Annotated in this window: 20 protein-coding genes; 8 read left to right on the plus strand and 12 right to left on the minus strand. The window is 56.7% G+C overall.

Annotation, left to right across the window (positions count from 1 at the left end):
- Nucleotides 1-284: 284 nt before the first annotated feature.
- Nucleotides 285-851, minus strand: coding sequence for a D-glycero-beta-D-manno-heptose 1,7-bisphosphate 7-phosphatase (gene gmhB / locus QFI97_RS00275; RefSeq protein WP_095103611.1), 567 nt, complete (start codon nucleotides 849-851; stop codon nucleotides 285-287).
- Between the two features lie 188 nt (nucleotides 852-1039).
- On the opposite strand from gmhB, the gene metN reads away from it, so the two are divergent.
- The 6 genes from metN (at nucleotide 1040) to proS (ending at nucleotide 6669) form a co-directional block, all read left to right on the plus strand.
- A complete protein-coding gene (gene metN / locus QFI97_RS00280) occupies nucleotides 1040-2071 on the plus strand; it encodes a methionine ABC transporter ATP-binding protein MetN (RefSeq protein WP_331834603.1) in 1032 nt (343 codons plus the stop codon).
- Complete coding sequence (locus QFI97_RS00285) at nucleotides 2064-2717, plus strand: methionine ABC transporter permease MetI (RefSeq protein WP_041144154.1); 654 nt, start codon at nucleotides 2064-2066, stop codon at nucleotides 2715-2717. The genes metN and QFI97_RS00285 overlap by 8 nt, the downstream gene beginning before the upstream one ends.
- A gap of 85 nt (nucleotides 2718-2802) precedes the next feature.
- Nucleotides 2803-3618: a MetQ/NlpA family lipoprotein gene (locus tag QFI97_RS00290; RefSeq protein WP_095103613.1), complete on the plus strand. Its 816-nt coding sequence runs from the start codon at nucleotides 2803-2805 to the stop codon at nucleotides 3616-3618.
- Nucleotides 3619-3726: 108 nt separating this feature from the next.
- A complete protein-coding gene (rcsF, locus tag QFI97_RS00295; protein ID WP_095103614.1) occupies nucleotides 3727-4134 on the plus strand; it encodes an envelope stress sensor lipoprotein RcsF in 408 nt (135 codons plus the stop codon).
- Nucleotides 4131-4838, plus strand: coding sequence for a tRNA (N6-threonylcarbamoyladenosine(37)-N6)-methyltransferase TrmO (tsaA, locus tag QFI97_RS00300; RefSeq protein WP_346430365.1), 708 nt, complete (start codon nucleotides 4131-4133; stop codon nucleotides 4836-4838). Before rcsF ends, tsaA begins: the two co-directional genes overlap by 4 nt.
- A 112-nt stretch (nucleotides 4839-4950) precedes the next feature.
- On the plus strand, nucleotides 4951-6669 hold the full coding sequence (gene proS, locus QFI97_RS00305; protein ID WP_315300030.1) for a proline--tRNA ligase: 1719 nt from the start codon (nucleotides 4951-4953) through the stop codon (nucleotides 6667-6669).
- Between the two features lie 63 nt (nucleotides 6670-6732).
- On the opposite strand, the gene nlpE is transcribed toward proS, so the two are convergent.
- The 3 genes from nlpE to QFI97_RS00320 are packed head-to-tail and all read right to left on the minus strand — an operon-like array spanning nucleotide 6733 to nucleotide 8429.
- Nucleotides 6733-7431, minus strand: coding sequence for an envelope stress response activation lipoprotein NlpE (nlpE, locus tag QFI97_RS00310; RefSeq protein ID WP_095103618.1), 699 nt, complete (start codon nucleotides 7429-7431; stop codon nucleotides 6733-6735).
- 42 nt (nucleotides 7432-7473) lie between these two features.
- On the minus strand, nucleotides 7474-7887 hold the full coding sequence (gene arfB / locus QFI97_RS00315) for an alternative ribosome rescue aminoacyl-tRNA hydrolase ArfB (RefSeq protein ID WP_095103620.1): 414 nt from the start codon (nucleotides 7885-7887) through the stop codon (nucleotides 7474-7476).
- Nucleotides 7884-8429 (minus strand): YaeQ family protein, encoded by a 546-nt coding sequence (locus tag QFI97_RS00320; RefSeq protein ID WP_095103621.1) that lies wholly within the window; start codon nucleotides 8427-8429, stop codon nucleotides 7884-7886. Before QFI97_RS00320 ends, arfB begins: the two co-directional genes overlap by 4 nt.
- 196 nt (nucleotides 8430-8625) lie before the next feature.
- On the opposite strand from QFI97_RS00320, the gene QFI97_RS00325 reads away from it, so the two are divergent.
- Nucleotides 8626-8826 carry a YaeP family protein gene (locus QFI97_RS00325; protein ID WP_041144146.1) on the plus strand — a complete coding sequence of 67 codons (201 nt, stop codon included), beginning with the start codon at nucleotides 8626-8628 and terminating at the stop codon, nucleotides 8824-8826.
- Nucleotides 8813-9073, plus strand: a complete 261-nt coding sequence (gene rof / locus QFI97_RS00330) for a Rho-binding antiterminator (RefSeq protein ID WP_095103622.1) — start codon at nucleotides 8813-8815, stop codon at nucleotides 9071-9073. The genes QFI97_RS00325 and rof overlap by 14 nt, the downstream gene beginning before the upstream one ends.
- 15 nt (nucleotides 9074-9088) lie before the next feature.
- Here rof and tilS read toward each other — a convergent pair whose 3' ends face one another.
- The 8 genes from tilS to lpxA all read right to left on the minus strand — a co-directional run bounded on the left by tilS (nucleotide 9089) and on the right by lpxA (nucleotide 20182).
- Nucleotides 9089-10396, minus strand: a complete 1308-nt coding sequence (gene tilS, locus QFI97_RS00335; protein ID WP_438943417.1) for a tRNA lysidine(34) synthetase TilS — start codon at nucleotides 10394-10396, stop codon at nucleotides 9089-9091.
- A gap of 63 nt (nucleotides 10397-10459) precedes the next feature.
- A complete protein-coding gene (locus QFI97_RS00340) occupies nucleotides 10460-10849 on the minus strand; it encodes a VOC family protein (protein ID WP_346430366.1) in 390 nt (129 codons plus the stop codon).
- A gap of 62 nt (nucleotides 10850-10911) precedes the next feature.
- Nucleotides 10912-13050, minus strand: a complete 2139-nt coding sequence (locus tag QFI97_RS00345) for a lysine decarboxylase LdcC (RefSeq protein WP_095103625.1) — start codon at nucleotides 13048-13050, stop codon at nucleotides 10912-10914.
- Between the two features lie 113 nt (nucleotides 13051-13163).
- Entirely contained in the window at nucleotides 13164-14123 is a 960-nt protein-coding gene (gene accA / locus QFI97_RS00350; protein WP_095103626.1) for an acetyl-CoA carboxylase carboxyl transferase subunit alpha, read from the minus strand.
- Between the two features lie 12 nt (nucleotides 14124-14135).
- Nucleotides 14136-17618 (minus strand): DNA polymerase III subunit alpha, encoded by a 3483-nt coding sequence (gene dnaE, locus QFI97_RS00355; protein ID WP_331834602.1) that lies wholly within the window; start codon nucleotides 17616-17618, stop codon nucleotides 14136-14138.
- A 34-nt stretch (nucleotides 17619-17652) separates the two neighbouring features.
- Nucleotides 17653-18249, minus strand: coding sequence for a ribonuclease HII (rnhB, locus tag QFI97_RS00360; RefSeq protein WP_346430367.1), 597 nt, complete (start codon nucleotides 18247-18249; stop codon nucleotides 17653-17655).
- Complete coding sequence (gene lpxB, locus QFI97_RS00365) at nucleotides 18246-19394, minus strand: lipid-A-disaccharide synthase (RefSeq protein WP_346430368.1); 1149 nt, start codon at nucleotides 19392-19394, stop codon at nucleotides 18246-18248. Before lpxB ends, rnhB begins: the two co-directional genes overlap by 4 nt.
- Nucleotides 19394-20182, minus strand: coding sequence for an acyl-ACP--UDP-N-acetylglucosamine O-acyltransferase (gene lpxA / locus QFI97_RS00370; RefSeq protein WP_095103632.1), 789 nt, complete (start codon nucleotides 20180-20182; stop codon nucleotides 19394-19396). The genes lpxB and lpxA overlap by 1 nt, the downstream gene beginning before the upstream one ends.
- Nucleotides 20183-20185 lie beyond the last annotated feature (3 nt).

Genomic DNA, 20185 nt, shown 5'->3' on the forward strand with positions numbered 1-20185 from the left:
GAATCCATGTCACTTTGAGTGCCCACACAGATTGTCTGATAAATTGTTAAAGAGCAGTGCAACGCGGCTTTCGCTCAGCGTTGCGAGGTGGCGTATATTACGCTTTCCTCTTTCAGAGTCAACCCTTAATTTCAGGATTCTTTTCTCTTCAACCGAACCGGCCATCTGGTGTGAAGTGATTCACATCCGCCGTGTCGATGGAGGCGCATTATAGGGAGCCCGCCGGGAATGACAAGCGGAAAAATACAATTTTATTTCAACCGCTCATCTTTTATACGCAACGCTTATTTTTGCTGCTTTTTGATGGCTGCCGGCAGGTCTGCCAGGCTATTAAGCACCCAGTCAGCGGCATTTTCCGCATCCGCCGTGACCGGCTTGCCGGTACGCACCAGCACTTTCGTGCCAATATCCGCCGCCAGAGCTGCCTGCATATCTTCAACTTTGTCGCCTACCATATAAGAAGCGGCCATATCTATATTAAGGTAGTCACGCGCGGAGATGAGCATCCCCGGATGCGGCTTACGGCAATCACAGGTCTGACGGTATTCTTCAACGGTGCCCTGCGGGTGATGCGGACAATAGTAGATACCGTCCAGATCGACGCCGCGGTCGGCCAGCGACCAGTCCATCCATTCGGTCAGCGTTTCAAACTGCGCTTCGCTAAACTTACCGCGAGCGATACCGGACTGGTTGGTGACCACCACCAGCGCGAAGCCCATCTCCTTTAATTGACGCATCGCGTCAATTACGCCATCGATAAACTCAAAATTATCGATTTCGTGGACATAGCCGTGATCGACATTAATAGTGCCATCACGGTCGAGAAAAATTGCGGGTACTGACTTTGCCACCGGTTTACTCCTGATAAAGGCTAGTCTGATTAGTATCGCATGTTTCCTGATGCAAGAAAGTGCTCATTATACAGAGCCGGATTGATTTAGACGTCTGGATGCCTTAACATCCATTTCATTGACAGGCATCGCCTGGACACGGCAGAAGAAAATGCCACGGCAAACGGCTAAACGATAATAAATAACTGATGATTAAACTTTCGAATATCACCAAAGTGTTCCAGCAGGGGAACCACACCATACAGGCGCTGAACGACGTCAGCCTGCATGTTCCTGCCGGGCAGATTTACGGCGTTATCGGCGCATCCGGCGCCGGTAAGAGTACACTGATTCGTTGCGTAAACCTCCTCGAGCGCCCCACCCAGGGCAGCGTACAGGTGGGTGGGCAGGAGCTTACCGCGCTTTCTGAAAAAGAGCTCACCCGCGCACGCCGCCAGATAGGCATGATTTTCCAGCACTTTAACCTGCTGTCATCGCGTACCGTTTTCGGCAACGTGGCGCTCCCTCTCGAGCTCGACAATACCCCGCAGGCGGAAATTAAACGCCGCGTGACCGAGCTGCTGGATCTTGTCGGCCTGGCCGATAAGCATGATAGCTACCCGGCTAACCTCTCGGGCGGACAGAAGCAGCGCGTGGCGATTGCCCGCGCTCTGGCCAGTAACCCGAAGGTTCTGCTGTGTGACGAAGCCACCAGCGCCCTTGATCCGGCGACCACCCGCTCCATTCTGGAGCTGCTGAAGGATATCAACCGCCGCCTCGGCCTGACGATTCTGCTGATCACTCACGAAATGGACGTCGTCAAACGCATCTGTGATTGCGTCGCGGTCATCAGCAACGGGCAGCTAATCGAGCAGGATACGGTGAGCGAAGTCTTCTCTCATCCGAAAACCCCGCTGGCACAGCAGTTTATTCAATCAACGCTGCATCTGGATATTCCGGATGACTATCAGGCGCGCCTCAAGCCAACCGCACTCCCGGATAGCGTACCAATGCTACGCATGGAGTTTACCGGCCACTCCGTCGATGCTCCGCTGCTCTCTGAAACCGCCCGTCGCTTTAATGTGAATAACAACATTATCAGCGCGCAGATGGATTACGCCGGCGGCGTGAAGTTCGGCATTATGCTGACCGAGATGCACGGCACGCAGGAAGATACCCAGGCGGCAATCGCCTGGCTGCAGGAAAACCATGTAAAAATAGAGGTACTGGGATATGTCTGAGGCAATGATCTGGCTGCTGTTGCGCGGCGTGTGGGAAACGCTGGCAATGACCTTTGTCTCCGGCTTTTTCGGTTTTGTCCTCGGTCTGCCGGTGGGCGTGCTGCTGTACGTCACCCGCCCAGGACAGATTGCCGCGAACGCGAAGCTCTACCGGACCCTGTCGGCGCTGGTTAATATCTTCCGCTCGATACCTTTTATTATCCTGCTGGTGTGGATGATTCCATTTACCCGCGTGATTGTCGGTACGTCCATCGGCCTGCAGGCAGCCATTGTGCCGCTGACGGTTGGCGCCGCTCCGTTTATCGCCCGCATGGTGGAGAACGCGCTGCTTGAGATCCCAACGGGTCTGATTGAAGCGTCCCGCGCGATGGGGGCCACGCCGATGCAGATCGTACGTAAGGTCCTGCTGCCTGAAGCGCTGCCGGGTCTGGTAAACGCCGCGACGATTACGCTCATTACCCTGGTCGGCTATTCCGCCATGGGCGGCGCGGTCGGCGCCGGTGGTCTGGGGCAGATTGGCTATCAGTACGGCTACATCGGCTACAACGCCACGGTAATGAATACCGTGCTGGTATTACTGGTTATTCTGGTTTATTTAATTCAATTCTCTGGCGACCGTATCGTCCGGGCTGTGACTCACAAATAACATTATCGACACAACATCGTTCAGGGCGCTTCAGCGCAGCCTGAACGACGCGTGTACACACAGACTCTTACAGGAAGGAAATAGCATGGCCTTTAATTTTAAAACCTTTGCGGCAGTAGGTGCGTTGATCGGCTCTCTGGCTCTGGTGGGCTGCGGCCAGGATGAAAAAGATCCGAACCATATTAAAGTCGGCGTCATTGTGGGTGCTGAACAGCAGGTTGCTGAAGTCGCGCAGAAAGTCGCTAAAGAGAAATATGGTCTCGACGTTGAGCTGGTGACTTTCAACGATTACGTTCTGCCGAACGAAGCGCTGAGCAAAGGCGATATCGACGTTAACGCCTTCCAGCACAAACCTTACCTCGATCAGCAAATTAAGGACCGTGGCTACAAGCTGGTTGCCGTCGGTAACTCCTTTGTTTATCCGATTGCCGGCTACTCCAAGAAAATTAAAACCCTCGACGAACTGCAGCCGGGTTCCCAGATTGCCATTCCTAACGACCCGACTAACCTCGGTCGCTCCCTGCTGCTGCTGCAGCAAGCGGGCCTGATCAAGCTGAAAGAAGGCGTTGGCCTGCTGCCGACCGCTCTGGATATTATTGATAACCCGAAAAACCTGAAGATTGTTGAGCTGGAAGCACCGCAGCTGCCGCGCTCCCTCGACGATGCGCAGATTGCCCTGGCGGTTATCAATACCACCTATGCGAGCCAGATTGGCCTGACCCCGGCAAAAGACGGTATTTTTGTCGAAGATAAAGATTCTCCGTACGTAAACCTGATTGTTGCTCGCGAAGACAACAAAGACGCGGAAAATGTTAAGAAATTTGTTCAGGCTTACCAGAGCGATGAAGTTTACGAAGCCGCGAATAAAATCTTTAACGGCGGTGCAGTGAAAGGCTGGTAATCTTTTTTCACCGTAATATCATTCAGGACGGGCTTTATGCCCGTCTTGTCATTTATGCAGGCACCTGATTCAATAGCGCCCTGTTTTATTATTCATTGAGGAAATACTATGCGTGCTTTACCGGTCTGTTTGTTAGCACTCATGTTAAGCGGTTGCTCTATGCTAAGCAGATCTCCCGTCGAACCTGTACAAAGCACGGCAACGGCACCTGTCAAATCGGAACCGGCAAAACCCAAAGCCGTGCGCCCGGCACCGGTAAGAATCTATACCGATGCGTCAGCGCTGGTCGGCAAGCCTTTCCGCGATCTGGGTGAAGTCACCGGTGAGTCATGCCAGGCCTCAAATCAGGATTCGCCGCCGAACATCCCTACCGCGCGTAAGCGTCTGCAAATTAATGCCGCGAAAATGAAAGCTAACGCGGTCCTGCTGCACAGCTGCGAAGTCACCAGCGGCACGCCAGGATGCTATCGCCAGGCCGTTTGCCTTGGCTCTGCGCTTAACGTTTCGGCGCAATGAGTTCTTTTCAGTTTGCGCAGATAGGTGTTATTCGCTCGCCGTATAAAGAAAAATTTGCCGTACCTCGCCAGCCGGGTCTGGTCAAAAACGGCGGCGGCGAACTGCATCTGCTGCCCCCCTATAACCAGGCCGACGCCGTGCGCGGCCTGGGAAACTTCAGCCATCTGTGGGTATTGTTTGTTTTTCATCAAACCATGGCCGGCGGCTGGCGGCCTACCGTGCGCCCTCCCCGCCTTGGCGGCAATGCGCGAATGGGCGTTTTCGCCACGCGCTCAACCTTCCGGCCAAACCCAATCGGCATGTCGCTGGTCGAGCTCAAGGGCGTTAGCTGCCAGAAAGATCGGGTGATACTCCAGCTCGGCAGCCTCGACCTGGTGGACGGTACGCCGGTCGTTGATATCAAACCCTATCTCCCGTTTGCCGAAGCGCTCCCGGATGCCAGCGCCAGCTACGCCCAGCAGGCACCGCTGGCTGAAATGACGGTTAGCTTTACGCCTGAGATAGACACGCAGCTTGCGCTGCTGGAAAAACGCTATCCGCAGCTTAAAGCGTTTATTCGCGAAGTTCTGGCGCAGGACCCGCGCCCGGCCTATCGTAAAGAGGAAGAAGCAGGAAAAACTTATGCCGTCTGGCTGCTCGATTTTAACGTGCGCTGGCGCGTGATTGCGTCTGGTTTTGAAGTCTTTTCTCTGGAACCACGCTAATTTTATTTTCCTCTCTTTTGGCATCTTTGCCACACTGGTAAACTAAACCACTTTTTTTGTTTCAGGCTGGCCCTCCAGCCTGTTCCGATCGTCCAAATGGAACCGTAACAACATGCGTACTAGCCAATATCTGCTCTCCACACAAAAGGAGACACCTGCCGACGCCGAAGTCATCAGCCATCAGCTGATGCTGCGCGCCGGGATGATCCGCAAGCTGGCCTCCGGATTATACATCTGGCTGCCAACCGGCCTGCGCGTTCTGAAAAAAGTCGAAAACATCGTGCGTGAAGAGATGAACAACGCCGGTGCTATCGAGGTGTCTATGCCGGTCGTTCAGCCGGCAGACCTGTGGCAGGAGAGCGGACGCTGGGAGCAATACGGTCCGGAGCTGCTGCGCTTCGTCGATCGCGGCGATCGTCCGTTCGTCCTCGGCCCAACGCATGAAGAGGTGATCACCGACCTGATCCGCAACGAGCTGAACTCTTATAAGCAGCTGCCGCTGAACTTCTTCCAGATTCAGACCAAGTTCCGCGATGAAGTTCGCCCGCGCTTTGGCGTGATGCGTTCGCGCGAGTTCCTGATGAAAGACGCCTACTCTTTCCATACGACTCAGGAATCGCTGCAGGAAACCTACGATGCGATGTATGCCGCCTACAGCAAAATCTTCTCCCGCATGGGTCTCGATTTCCGCGCGGTACAGGCTGACACCGGCTCAATCGGCGGTAGCGCATCGCACGAGTTCCAGGTTCTGGCGCAGAGCGGCGAAGATGACGTGATCTTCTCCGACAGCTCTGACTTTGCCGCCAATATCGAATTTGCCGAAGCCATTGCGCCGAAAGAGCCGCGCGCTGCCGCCGCTCAGGAAATGACGCTGGTCGATACGCCGAACGCAAAAACCATCGCCGAGCTGGTTGAACAGTTCAATCTGCCGGTTGAGAAGACCGTGAAAACGCTGCTGGTTAAAGCGGTGGAAGGCAGCGCTTATCCTCTGGTTGCCCTGCTGGTTCGCGGCGACCACGAGCTGAACGAAGTCAAAGCTGAGAAACTGCCGCAGGTTGCCAGCCCGCTGACTTTCGCCAGCGAAGAAGAGATCCGCGCGATCGTCAAAGCGGGCCCCGGCTCCCTGGGTCCGGTCAACATGCCGGTTCCGGTCGTTATCGACCGTACCGTTGCGGTCATGAGCGATTTCGCCGCTGGCGCTAACGTTGACGGCAAACACTACTTCGGCATCAACTGGGATCGCGATGTCGCCACCCCGGAAGTTGCCGACATCCGTAACGTTGTCGCCGGTGACCCGAGCCCGGATGGTCAGGGTACGCTGCTGATCAAACGCGGCATTGAAGTCGGCCACATCTTCCAGCTGGGCACCAAGTACTCGCAGGCGCTGAACGCGTCGGTGCAGGGTGAAGATGGCCGCAACCAGGTGCTGACGATGGGCTGTTACGGCATCGGGGTAACCCGCGTGGTTGCCGCGGCTATCGAGCAGAACTTTGACGATCGCGGCATCATCTGGCCGGAAGCTATCGCGCCTTTCCAGGTGGCGATTCTGCCGATGAACATGCACAAATCCTACCGCGTGCAGGAGCTGGCTGAGAAGCTGTATAGCGAACTGCGCGCCCAGGGTATTGAAGTCCTGATGGACGACCGTAAAGAGCGTCCGGGCGTGATGTTTGCCGATATGGAGCTGATCGGTATTCCGCACACCATCGTGCTGGGCGACCGCAACCTCGATAACGACGATATCGAATATAAGCATCGTCGCGTCGGTGAAAAACAGCTGATTAAAACTGGCGATATCGTCAATTACCTGGTTAACGCCATTAAAGGTTAATTCCGCGCCTGAATGCAAAAAGGCCTCGCATCTGCGAGGCCTTTTTTTATCGGAGCGATTCTTTTACTGGCTGCAATCTTTGCCGGGAATAAATTTCACGTCCTTATCCGCCATCAGCGTTTTCACCATTTCACCGCTGTCAGGATTAGGCTCGAGGGTAAAGTGCCCTTCCACCACCAGCAGCACCGGACGCGTATCCGTTCCGCGCGCGGCGGCATAATCACGCTCAAGCTGGGCGTTATTGGCAACCGCAATGCGTTTGCCGGTGGCGCAATCGGTAAAGGTCGCCGCATCCGCCATATAGAAATACATCCCGCGCATCGCCATCGGCGTGGTCGGCAGGCTGGCTTTCACCGACTCGAGGGTATAGTTCAGCGTTGACTCAATCGGATTGCCTTCGCGATCGAGCATCTCCAGCTTGTCCCCTTTCGCCCGATAGTAGGATTTCTCCCCTTTGCTATCGGTCAATACCAGCTTATCTGCGGTTCGGGCCCAGGTACCGTACGACGCGAACGATGACGGCTCGCGGGTCACGCCCTGATAGCGTTCATTCATCACCCAGCTGCCGTCTTTTTCGAGAAACAGCGAGGTTTCGATACCTTCGCAATCGGCGCACGGCAATATCCCGCGCCAGCTCTGCTGCATCGGCTTCAGCTCCGTCATCGCCGCCGGCTGCAGCGTCTCAACTTCTGCACGATGATTGCAGCCAAACAGCGCAAAGAGCGAACAGGCCGCCGCCACTGAGAATATGATTTTCTTCACTGTAAATTCCTTATAATCCATGCCACCCGTTCGTCGCATCGCCTACTGACGAACTTTCCCACGCAGCGCTTTGACCGATGACTTTTGCGACTTAGAAGCAAGCCGACGCTCTTTTGATGCTCGGGTCGGCCGCGTTTCCCGGCGACTTTTTTGCGCTACGGTTAATTCTTTTATAAGCGCAATCAGGCGAGCAATCGCGGCTTCGCGATTCATCTCCTGGCTACGGTATTCCTGAGCCTTAATGATAACCACACCGTCGGCAGAAATTAAGTGGTGGCTGGCGCTGAGCAAACGCTCCTTGTAGTACTCAGGCAGGCTTGAAGCCTTAATATCAAAACGCAGGTGGATCGCGGTTGACGCTTTATTCACGTGCTGACCGCCCGCGCCCTGCGCGCGGATCCCCGTGAGGGAGATTTCATCATCCGCAATAGAGACGCTGCGGCTAAGGGTAATCATGCCGACGGCTGCCAGGCCGTTAAATGAATTTCCAGATTATTCTTAGCGTCGGATAACCAGATGCTGCCGTCCTGAATTGTCGCCTGCAATATCATCGTGCGATCGGCAAATGCGCTAAGCTGCGCGAGCTGCGCATCGTCCAGATACCAGACCGTCAGTTTGCTGAACTGCGCCATTTTACTCTTATTCTGCTGCCACCAAACCTCGGCCGCCCGGCTATTGTAGGCAAATAACGCCACTTCCTGCGAACGCGAGCAGGCTTTTTTAATCCGCTTGTCGTCCGGTAATCCGAGCTCAATCCACAGATCGACGCCCAGATGATCGTTGAGCAGCCACAGCTCGGCCTCGTCATCCGAGGAGAGACCGCGGGTAAACTGCAGCCGCTCATCGGCATATTTAATCCATGCCAGCAGGCGCAGCATCATGCGCTCCTGGGTTTCAGACGGATGCTGCGCCAGCGTCAGGCTGGCATCAATAAACCGGTTGCGATCCAAATCGGCTACATTTACCGTCGCTTTATAAATCGTCGCTTTCAGCGCCATGAAAAAACTCCTGAAAAAAATGGCGTACATTGTAGCGAAACTGGCGACAAAAGGCTGTCGACAATCGAGGGGTCCCTTTTCATCCTGCTGATATTGCTTAAATGACTATGGTATAGTCACCTTGCTAAACAGAGTTTATCTTCGTAGGCTTAAACTTGCATCCCACGGTTGAGTCAGAATACTGACAGGAGGGCATGTGGACCAATATTGTGAGTTAATACGCAAGCGGTATGCGGAAATAGCCAGCGGAGACCTGGGGTATATCCCGAATGCGCTGGGTTGCGTGTTGAAAGTATTGAATGAAATTGCGGCGGATGAGGCCCTTTCGGAGTCAGTCAGGGAAAAGGCCGCCTATGCGGCAGCAAACTTACTGGTGAGCGATTATGTCAATGAATGATACTTATCAACCCATCAACTGCGATGATTATGACAATCTCGAACTTGCCTGCCAGCATCATCTGGTGCTGGCGCTGGCGCTCAAAGATGGTGAGCAGCTGCAGGCGAAGGCAAACGATCTTATCTCGCGCAAAAATATCGAGTATCTGGTGGTGGAACTTGGCGAAAATAGTCGCGAGCTACGCCTGGATACCATCGCCAGCTTCAGCCATCCGGAAATTGGTACCGTGGTGGTGAGCGAGTCCTGAATAAAAACGGGTGGCTTAGCCGCCCGTTTTCCTCCATGCCAGCCGTACGCCCTCGCTATCCTGCGCTTCTCCATCACGGGTTATAAACAGCAAATCCGCGGCGGCAATTAGCGTTTCGCCGTAAAACAGCAGCGGCGTGGTATCCCGGCGCCAGGGCGCAACCCCCAGCTCTTGCCAGATTTTCTTCAGCTTGCGCCCGCCGTGGCGCCCGACGATATGCAGATTCCCGCTGGCGCGAAAGCGCACCGTCACCGCTTCGCCGGCGAGGGGAGCGCGCAGTGGCCCTCCGGCAAGCAGCGCCAGCTCCCCCATCCCCTCCGGCAGCCGCAGCGGCTGCCGGCTATCGGGCCATGACAGCACCGCCTCCGCCTGGCCGGGAAGATATTTCACCCACCACAGCCGCTGCCGGTAGCGCCGCACGGTAAAATCGCCGAGACGCAGGCATGGAAACGCATCCTCCCGCGCCTGAGCAACCTCACGCCAGATCCGTTCCGGCATCTCGCGCGATGGCATCGGCGCGTTGTGCCAAGCCAGCCAGCGGCGCAGCAGAGCGGCGCGGCGCCCGGCGCTCACTTCAGCCAGGGGGTCAATCGCTAAGGTACCCTCATCCGCCATCAGCGACGCCAGCTCTTCTGCCAGCATCTCATCCAGCAGGCTCTCCTGCTCAGCGCAGAGGTCCGCGCTGCGGGCTACCGCCTCGGCGAAGTGGGGCCAGCGGGCGCTAAGTCGAGGAATAATCTGCAAGCGCAAAAAGTTGCGATCGTAGGCATCGTCCTGGTTGCTCTCATCTTCAATCCAGCTGAGCTGATGACGAAGCGCCCACTGGCGTAACGCTTCCCGGCGGGTATTGAGCAGCGGGCGCAGCAGCAGGGTATCAGCAAAGGCGGAACAGGCGGCCATCGCCGACAGCCCGGTCGGGCCGCTGCCGCGCTTGAGCGCCAGCAGGAAGGTTTCACACTGATCGTCGAGATGCTGGGCCGTCACCAGCACCTCCCCCGGCTCAAGCGCCGTTCGGAAGGCCTGGTAGCGCGCCTGCCTGGCGTGCGCCTCGACCCCCAGGCCGGCATCCGCCAGCACCACGCGCTCGACCACCAGCGGAACCTGCCACTGCTGGCACAGCTGCTGGCAGTGCGCCACCCAATCGTCGGCATTCGCGCTCAGGCCATGATGAATATGGATAGCGCGCAGCCTTAACGTCGGCTCCCGCTCGCGCCAGCAGACCAGCTGGTGTAGCAGAACCGTTGAATCGAGGCCACCGCTGAAGGCCACTAAAAACTGGCGGTGCGGCTGAAGGTTTTGCGCAATATCTGGGGTCATCTTCATGATAATGCTGGCTGAGGAGAGATAGCCCGGCACGTTACCGGCCAGGGCCATCTCTGGCAAGGGTTACTGCTGATAAATTTCCAGCGGCAGGCCGTCCGGGTCGTTAAAGAAGGTAAAACGCTTATCGGTGAAGGGATCGATACGTATCGCTTCACACTTCACGCCGTGGGCCTCAAGGTGGACCACCGACGCGTCAATATCATCCACGCTGAAGGCCAGGTGACGAAGGCCGCAGGCCTCGGGCCGCGACGGGCGGGACGGAGGAAAAGGGAAGGAGAACAGTTCAATGACGTACTCCCCGTTCAGCGCCAGATCGCCCTTCCACGAGTCGCGCTCTTCGCGGTAGAACTCGCTCTGCAGCGTAAACCCGAGAATATCGCAGTAGAAGGCTTTGCTCTGCGCGTAGCTGCTCGCAATGATGGCAATATGGTGAACCCGTTTTAGACCCAACATGGTATACATCCTCGTATTGATATCAGCCAGGTTACCCGCACCGCCCGCCGCGGCGCAAGCACCTAATCATTTTTTAAGACCCGTACCCGATAGACGCCATCCTCGTCGCGCTTCGCTCCGTGAATGTCGGTTTCAAAGCCCGGATAATGGCGCCCGATGGAGCACAGCATCAGCAGGAAATCGAGCACCGCCCGGCTCTCCTCGGTAATCATCTCCCCGGGCATCAGCAGCGGCACGCCCGGCGGATACGGCAGGATCATGTTAGCGGATATGCGCCCGACCAGATTTTCCAGCTCAATGGTTTCCACCTCACCTTTGATTTGCCGCTGCCAGGCCTGGTGCGGCGTCATCTTCATTTCCGGCAGGACATCGAAGGCGCTCAGCATCAGCTGCGAAAGCTGGTGCTGACGAATCAGGCGATGGATCCCCTGAGCCAGATCCTGAATCCGCATATTGCGGTAGAAATCCGGGTCTTCGGCATAGAGATCCGGGAGCATGTTTTTCACCCGCAGATTAAGATCGTAGGCGCGCTTGAACTCCGTCAGGCCGCGCAGCAGGCCCATCGCCCGGGTCTTGTCGATGCCGATGCTGAAAAGAAACAGCAGGTTGTAGGGCCCGGTTTTTTCCACCACCACGCCGCGCTCATCGAGGAATTTCGCCACCAGCGCGGCCGGGATGCCTTCGTCATCCATATTGCCCTGCTCATCCATACCCGGCGTCAGGATCGTCACCTTAACCGGATCGAGGAACATATGGTCGTCATCGGCATCCTGAAAACCGTGCCAATCCTCGCCGGCGGCGACCGGCCAGCATCGGGTCTCGGCGATATCTTCCGGCTGCCAGATATCAAAGAACCAGCCGTCCGCCTCTTCGCGTAAGCGCTGTACCTCTTTGCGGAAATCCAGCGCCCGCTCTACCGATCGCTGGATCAGACGCTTGCCTGAGTTCCCGCGCAGCATTGCCGCGGCGGTTTCAATCGAGGCGACGATGGGATAGCTCGGCGAGGTAGAGGTATGCATCATAAAGGCTTCATTAAAGGTCTCTTCGTCATAGCTGCCTTTAATATGAATCAGCGAAGCCTGCGACAGCGCCGCCAGCATCTTGTGCGTTGACTGGGTCTCAAAGATAACCTTGCCCGGGACGCGATCGCCGCTCATTCCGCTCTTCCCCTGATAGATCGGGTGGAAATGGGTATAGGGCACCCACGCGGAGTCAAAGTGGATAGAGGGCACGTCGAGCGTCTCTTTTATCCAGGTGGTGTTGTACAGCAGCCCGTCGTAGGTGGAGTTGGTGATCACCGCATGTACCGGCCACTGCGCCCCGCCCGTCGTGCTCACCTTCTGCTGAATGCTGTCGCGGGTAAATTCACGCTTCGGGATGCCGCCGAGGATCCCCAACGCATTACGCGTCGGCTTCAGCCACAGCGGGACGACGTCGCTCATCATCAGCAGATGCGCCAGCGACTTATGGCAGTTGCGATCGATAAGCAGCGTGCTCCCCGCCGGGGCGGAGTACATGCCGACAATTTTGTTCGACGTTGAGGTGCCGTTAGTCACCATGTAGCTCTGTTCCGCCCCAAAGGCGCGGGCGATATACTCTTCGGCCTCCAGGTGCGGGCCGGAGTGATCGAGCAGCGAGCCCAGCTCCGTCACGGAAATGGAGACGTCGGCCTTGAGCGTATTGCCGCCAAAGAAATCATAAAACAGGCAGCCGACCGGGCTTTTCTGGTATGCGCTCCCGCCCATATGCCCCGGCGTGCAGAAGGTATATTTTCCCTCCTGCACATAGTTGAACAGCGCTTTGGTAAACGGCGGCGTGATGTTGTCCAGATACTCGCGGGTGTACTGGCCGATGCGGGTGGCAATCTCCTGCGCCAGGCCGAGAGCATACTCGAAGAACCACAGCGTCATGCGCAGATCCTGGCTGCTGACGTCCATCGTCGAATGCGCGTTGATAAATGCGTACAGCGGCAGATATTCGTTGAGCTGATTAATATCGCTACACAGATCGACGTTATACTCATCCCAGTCAAAAATGACGCCGCAGATGCGCGGGTTGTGTTCGATAAACTGCAGCAGGTCGGCGCTATTTTGCGGCCAGATGGTCTGAAAGCCTTGCTGTTGCAGGGCGACTTCCAGTTCTTTAATCGGTTCGTCTTTGTGATAGACGCCGTGGGGACCCATGATGGCAATGATATTCACGCTTTCCTCCTGGAATTAACCTAAGGCAGGCATCATAGCAATCGCGCCAGCGTATCGCACATAAAAAAGGGCCGGAAAATCCGGCCCTTTTTACGGCATAACGTAAGGAATAATCAGGCGTAGCCGTAGTTCATCAGACGCTGATAGCGACGGTTCAACAGCTCTTCTTTGCTCAGGATATCGAGGTCCGCCAGATCGGCCAGCAACTGCGCTTTCAGGCTTGCGGCGATGGCTTCCGGATTGCGGTGCGCGCCGCCCAGCGGCTCCGGAATAATGGAGTCGATAAGCTTCAGCTCTTTCAGGCGCGGGGCAACGATCCCCATAGCTTCAGCCGCCAGCGGGGCTTTGTCCGCGCTTTTCCACAGAATGGACGCGCAGCCTTCCGGCGAAATAACGGAATAGGTGCTGTACTGCAGCATATTCACTTTGTCGCCGACGCCAATCGCCAGCGCGCCGCCGGAACCGCCTTCGCCGATAACGGTACAGATGACCGGAACGCTCAGACGCGACATTTCACGCAGGTTACGGGCAATCGCTTCCGACTGGCCGCGCTCTTCCGCGCCCACGCCCGGGTAGGCACCAGGGGTGTCGATAAAGGTGATGATCGGCATTTTAAAGCGCTCGGCCATCTCCATCAGACGCAGCGCCTTACGGTAGCCTTCCGGTGCCGGCATGCCAAAGTTGCGACGAATTTTTTCTTTCGTCTCGCGCCCTTTCTGGTGGCCGATAATCATCACCGGACGCCCGTCCAGACGCGCAATACCGCCGACGATAGCTTTATCATCAGCGTAAGCGCGGTCGCCGGCCAGTTCGTCAAACTCGTCGAACGCCAGGCGGACATAATCCAGGGTGTATGGGCGACGTGGATGGCGTGCCAGCTGAGCAACCTGCCATGCGCCGAGATCGGCGAAGATTTTACGCGTCAGCTCTACGCTTTTTTCACGCAGACGATGCACTTCTTCATCGATGTTAATATCGAGTTTCTCATCCTGACGGCTTACTGCAGTCAGGGAATCGATTTTCGCTTCCAGCTCTGCAATCGGCTGTTCAAAATCAAGGAAATTCAGACTCATAGTATTCCTGTATTAGTCAAACTCCAGTTCCACCTGCTCCGAGCCGATAAGGCCACGCAGATCGTTGAGTAAACGATCGCTCGGAGAGACGCGCCATGTTGCGCCGAAGCGCAACCGCGCGCGCGCATCCGCCCTCTGATAATAGAGGTGCACTGGAATAGTTCCCGAACGGTGGGGTTCCAGAGACTGACGGAGTCGGTTTAAAAGCTGGTCATCAATTTGCCTGTCCGTCAGCGAGATAGCAAGCCCGCGAGCATATTTTTCCCGGGCTTCGTCAATGTCCATCACTTCGCGGGCGGTCATTTTAAGCCCCCCGCTGAAGTCATCAAAGCTGACCTGTCCGCTGACGATAAGTATGCGGTCTTTTTCCAGCAATTGCTGATATTTATCCAGGGCGTCGGTGAATAACATCACCTCCAGACGCCCGGAACGGTCATCCAGAGTACAGATGCCAATACGATTGCCGCGCTTGGTGACCATTACCCGCGCAGCAATAACGAGCCCCGCCGCCGTGGTCACTTTACCACGATCGGTCGGATGCATGTCTTTGAGCCTTACGCCGCCTACGTAGCGCTCGATCTCTTTCAAATACTGGTTGATCGGGTGACCGGTCAGATACAGCCCCAGGGTCTCCCTTTCGCCATCAAGCACCACCTGCTCCGGCCACGGCTGGCAGTTAGCATAGGATTGCTCAATTTGCTCCGGCTCTTCCGCCAGCACGCCGAACATGTCAGCCTGGCCAATGGCCTCGGCTTTGGCGTGCTGATCGGCGGCCTTCAGCGCATCGCCCAACGAATTCATCAGCGCCGCGCGATGCGGCCCGAGGCGGTCAAACGCCCCGGACATAATCAGTTTTTCCAGCACCCGGCGATTAAGCTTTTTGGTATCGGTACGGGCACAAAGGTCGAAGAGCTCGCGGAAATAGCCGCCTTCGTTACGCGCTTCGATAATCGCTTCGATCGGACCTTCGCCGACGCCTTTTATTGCCCCGATGCCGTAGACGATTTCGCCATCGTCATTAACGTGGAAATGGTACAGGCCGGAGTTAATGTCCGGCGGCAGGATTTTCAGCCCCATCCGCCAGCACTCATCCACCAGCCCGACAACCTTCTCGGTGTTGTCCATATCCGCCGTCATCACCGCGGCCATAAACTCTGCCGGGTAGTGCGCCTTCAGCCACAGCGTCTGGTAGGAAACCAGCGCATAGGCCGCGGAGTGCGATTTGTTAAATCCGTAACCGGCGAATTTCTCCACCAGGTCGAAGATTTTCATCGCCAGTTCGCCATCAACGCCGTTTTTCTTTGCCCCTTCCTCGAAGGTGCCGCGCTGCTTGGCCATCTCCTCCGGCTTTTTCTTACCCATCGCACGACGCAGCATATCCGCGCCGCCGAGCGTATAGCCAGAAAGCTCCTGCGCGATCTGCATGACCTGTTCCTGGTACAGGATGATGCCGTAGGTCGGCTCAAGTACCGGTTTCAGACACTCATGCTGCCACTGCACGTCCGGATAGGAAATCTCCTCCCGGCCGTGCTTACGGTCGATAAAGTTATCAACCATCCCCGATTGCAGCGGGCCCGGACGGAACAGCGCCACGAGAGCGATCATATCTTCGAAGCAGTCCGGCTGCAGACGTTTGATCAGGTCTTTCATGCCGCGCGATTCAAGCTGGAAAACCGCGGTGGTTTCCGAGCGCTGCAGCATATCAAAGCTTTTCTTATCTTCCAGCGGAATGGCGGCGATATCCAGCGGCTCTTCGCCGTTCTTCTCGCGCCGCTTGTTGATCATCTCCAGCGCCCAGTTGATGATCGTCAGCGTACGCAGGCCGAGGAAGTCAAACTTCACCAGGCCCGCGTATTCCACGTCGTTCTTATCAAACTGGGTCACCGGATGCTGCCCGGCCTCATCGCAGTATAGCGGGGCAAAATCGGTGATTTTGGTCGGGGCGATAACCACCCCGCCCGCGTGCTTGCCGGCGTTACGCGTGACGCCTTCCAGCTTGCGCGCCATATCGATCAGCGCCTTGACCTCTTCGTCAGCTTCGTAGATCTCCGGCAGCTGCGGTTCGGCTTCAAACGCTTTCGCCAGGGTCATACCCGGATCCGGCGGCACCAGCTTTGAGATGCGATCGACAAAGCCATACGGATGGCCCAGCACGCGGCCGACGTCGCGGATAACCGCTTTCGCCGCCATCGTACCGAAGGTAATAATCTGCGATACCGCATCGCGACCGTACATGTCCGCGACGTGTTCGATAACCTGATCGCGCTTCTCCATACAGAAGTCGACGTCAAAGTCGGGCATCGACACGCGCTCCGGGTTCAGGAAGCGTTCGAACAGCAGATCGAACTCCAGCGGATCGAGATCGGTAATTTTCAGCGCATACGCAACCAGCGAGCCGGCGCCGGAGCCGCGGCCTGGGCCGACCGGCACGCCGTTATCCTTCGACCACTGGATAAATTCCATTACGATCAGGAAGTAGCCAGGGAAGCCCATCTGGTTGATAACCTGCAGCTCGATATCCAGACGTTCATCATATTCCGGGCGCTTCTCTTTGCGCTCGGCTTCGTCCGGGAACAGGAACGCCAGGCGCTCTTCCAGACCTTCTTTCGATTTCAATACCAGGAAATCTTCAGTCGTCATTTCACCGGTCGGGAACTGCGGCAGGAAGTATTCACCAAGACGCACGGTGACGTTACAGCGTTTGGCTATTTCTACGCTATTTTCCAGCGCCTCGGGGAGATCGGAGAACAGCTCGCACATCTCATCTTCGCTGCGCATATACTGCTGCGGCGAATAGTTACGCGGGCGCTTCGGATCGTCGAGGGTAAAACCGTCATGGATCGCCACGCGGATTTCATGCGCGTCGAAGTCGCCGGTTTCCAGGAAGCGCACGTCGTTCGTCGCCACCACCGGCAGCCCACGCTCTTCCGCCAGCTGTACGGCGGCGTGCAGATAGGTCTCTTCATCCGCCCGACCGGTGCGGATCAGTTCAAGATAGTAGCGATTGGCGAAATGCTCTTCGTAGAAGGCGACGCACTGTTCAACCAGCGCCGCATTCCCGCGCGTCATGCAGACGCCGACGTCGCCTTTGCGCGCGCCGGAGAGCAGAATCAGCCCTTCCTGATGCTCAACCAGCCAGTCTCTATCGATCCACGGCCCGAGAGCGCCGTAGCCGCGCTGATAGGCGCGGGAAATCAGCAGGGTGAGGTTCTGATAGCCGGCGTTATCGGCCGCCAGTACGGTTAGTTCGGTCAGCTCATCGCCTAGCAGATCGCACTGGACATGAAAATCGGCGCCGACGATCGGTTTGATCCCGGCCCCGTGTCCCGCTCCGTAGAACTTCACCAGCCCGCACAGGTTGGTAAAATCGGTGATCGCCAGCGCCGGCATGCCTAACGCGGCCGCCTTTTTCACCAGCGGCCCGGTTTTCGCCAGCCCATCGATCATGGAATAGTCGCTATGCACCCTGAGGTGTACGAAACGTGGTTCAGCCATCTTCAGATTCCGCGTTACTTGATTGCGTATTGATTCAGGACGCGAGGCCCAGCGCGCGTTTTACCGGGCCGAAACTGCGCCGATGATGCTCTGTTGCGCCATGCTCTATCAGCTTTTCCAGATGGAAAGCGGTGGGATAGCCTTTATGCTGCGCAAAGCCGTATTGAGGAAATTCCAGATCCAGCGTAACCATCTCGGCATCGCGCGTGACTTTAGCCAGAATAGACGCTGCGCTGATTTCCGCCACCCGGCTATCGCCTTTAACAACCGCCAGCGTGGGAACCGGCAGCGACGGACAGCGGTTACCGTCAATCAGCACGAACTCCGGCGCAATGTGTAAACCGGCGACCGCACGCTGCATTGCCAGCATCGTTGCGTGCAGGATATTCAGCTCGTCAATCTCGTACGGTTCCGCGCGGCCAAGGCTCCAGGACAGGGCCTTCTCTTTGATTTCAGCGAACAGCGCCAGGCGACGCTTTTCGCTTAATTTTTTGGAATCATTCAGGCCAGTAATCGGCTTTGCCGGATCGAGGATCACCGCCGCGGTGACGACCGCGCCAACCAGCGGCCCGCGTCCAACTTCATCAACGCCGGCAACGAGGTGGGTATGCGGATAGACAAACTCAATCATTTTACTAACTCCAGTACCGCGTCCGCCGCCTGCTCATCAGCATTACAGCGAATTTGTTGATGCAGCGCGCGGAAGGTGTCGTGCATTTCATGGCTGGTTTTCCCGTCGGCCAGCAGCGGTCGCAGCGCATCGGCAAGCAGCTGCGGCTGACACTCATCCTGCAACAGCTCTTTAACCAGCTCGCGCCCGGCCAGCAGGTTAGGTAGCGAGACGTAATCGGTTTTCACCAGCCGCTTCGCCAGCCAGAAGGTAAAAGGCTTCATGCGGTAGCCAACGACCATCGGGCACTTGGCCAGCATGCACTCCAGCGCCGCCGTCCCGGAGGCGAGCAGCGCGGCATCGCTGGCAATCATCGCATCACGCGCCTGACCATCCAGCAGATGAACCGGGAGATCCGGCGCCGTTTCGGCTTTAATGCGTTCAAACTGTTCGCGCCTTTTGGCGTTCACCAGCGGGACTAATACTTCCAGGCCGGGATAGTGGCCACGCAAAATCTGCGCGGTTTTGAGGAAGTCTGCGCTGAGCATTTCAACCTCTGCCCCGCGGCTCCCCGGCAGCAGCGCCAGGCAGTGCGCGTCCCGGGCGATGCCCAGACGATCGCGCGCGGCGCCTTTATCCGGATCCAGCGGCATCGCATCCGCCATAGTGTGGCCGATAAAACGGCAGGGAACGTTAAATTTATCGTAAAACGCCTTTTCGAAAGGCAGAAATGCCAGCACCAGATCGGTCGATCTGCCAATTTTGAAAACACGTTTTTGTCGCCACGCCCAAACGGATGGGCTGACGTAATGAATCGTCCTGATGCCCTGCTTCTTGAGATTGCCTTCAAGGGTGATATTGAAGTCCGGCGCGTCGATGCCGACAAAAACATCGGGACGCAGCACGCCGAAGCGGCGGGTGAGATCGGCGCGAATATGCAGCAGGCGGCGCAAACGGCCGAGCACCTCAACAATGCCCATCACCGCCAGCTCTTCCATTTCATACCAGGCTTCGCAGCCCTCTGCCTGCATTAGCGGCCCCGCCACGCCAACAAAGCGCGCATCGGGAATACGAGCCTTAAGCGCGCGGATCAGACCTGCACCAAGAATATCGCCGGAGGTTTCTCCGGCGACCAGGGCAATCGTCAGGGGACGCTGTGCAGCCATTAACGAATCAGGCCGCGGGTTGAGCGGGCAAAGAAGTCGGAAAACGGCTGAACTTCAGGATACTGAACCGCCAGCTCGGCGATTTCCGGCTTGGCTTCGTCCAGCGTTTTGCCGCTGCGGTACAGTAGCTTATAGGCGTTACGAATTGCGGTGATCGCTTCGCGGCTGAAGCCGCGGCGTTTCAGCCCTTCGATATTGACGCCGTACGGCGTCGCGTGGTTGCCCTGGGCAATAACGAACGGCGGTACGTCCTGCGCAACGCCGGAGCAGCCGCCAACCATCACGTGGGCACCGATGATGCAGAACTGATGCACTGCGGTCATACCGCCGATGATAACGTAATCATCCAGCGAGACGTGCCCGGCAAGGGTCGCGTTATTGGCCAGAATACAGCGGTCACCGACCGTACAATCATGCGCCACGTGAGCGTTGATCATCAGCAGGTTATCGCTGCCCACCTTCGTTAATCCACCGCCCTGTACTGTACCGCGATGAATGGTGACGCTTTCGCGGATGCGGTTGCGATCGCCAATTTCCACGCGAGTCGGTTCACCAGCATATTTCAGATCCTGGTTAACTTCGCCGATGGAAGCGAACTGATAGATCTCATTATCGCGGCCAATCGTAGTATGACCGTTAACCACAACATGAGATTTCAGTACGGTACCTTCGCCAATCTCGACGTTAGCACCAACAATACAAAACGGACCAATGTGGGCGTTAGCACCGATCACGGCGCCATCTTCCACAATGGCTGAAGGATGAATAAAGGCGGTTTTATCAATCACGTA

This window comes from Klebsiella scottii, assembly GCF_036561945.1.
GTDB classification, from domain to species: domain Bacteria; phylum Pseudomonadota; class Gammaproteobacteria; order Enterobacterales; family Enterobacteriaceae; genus Klebsiella; species Klebsiella scottii.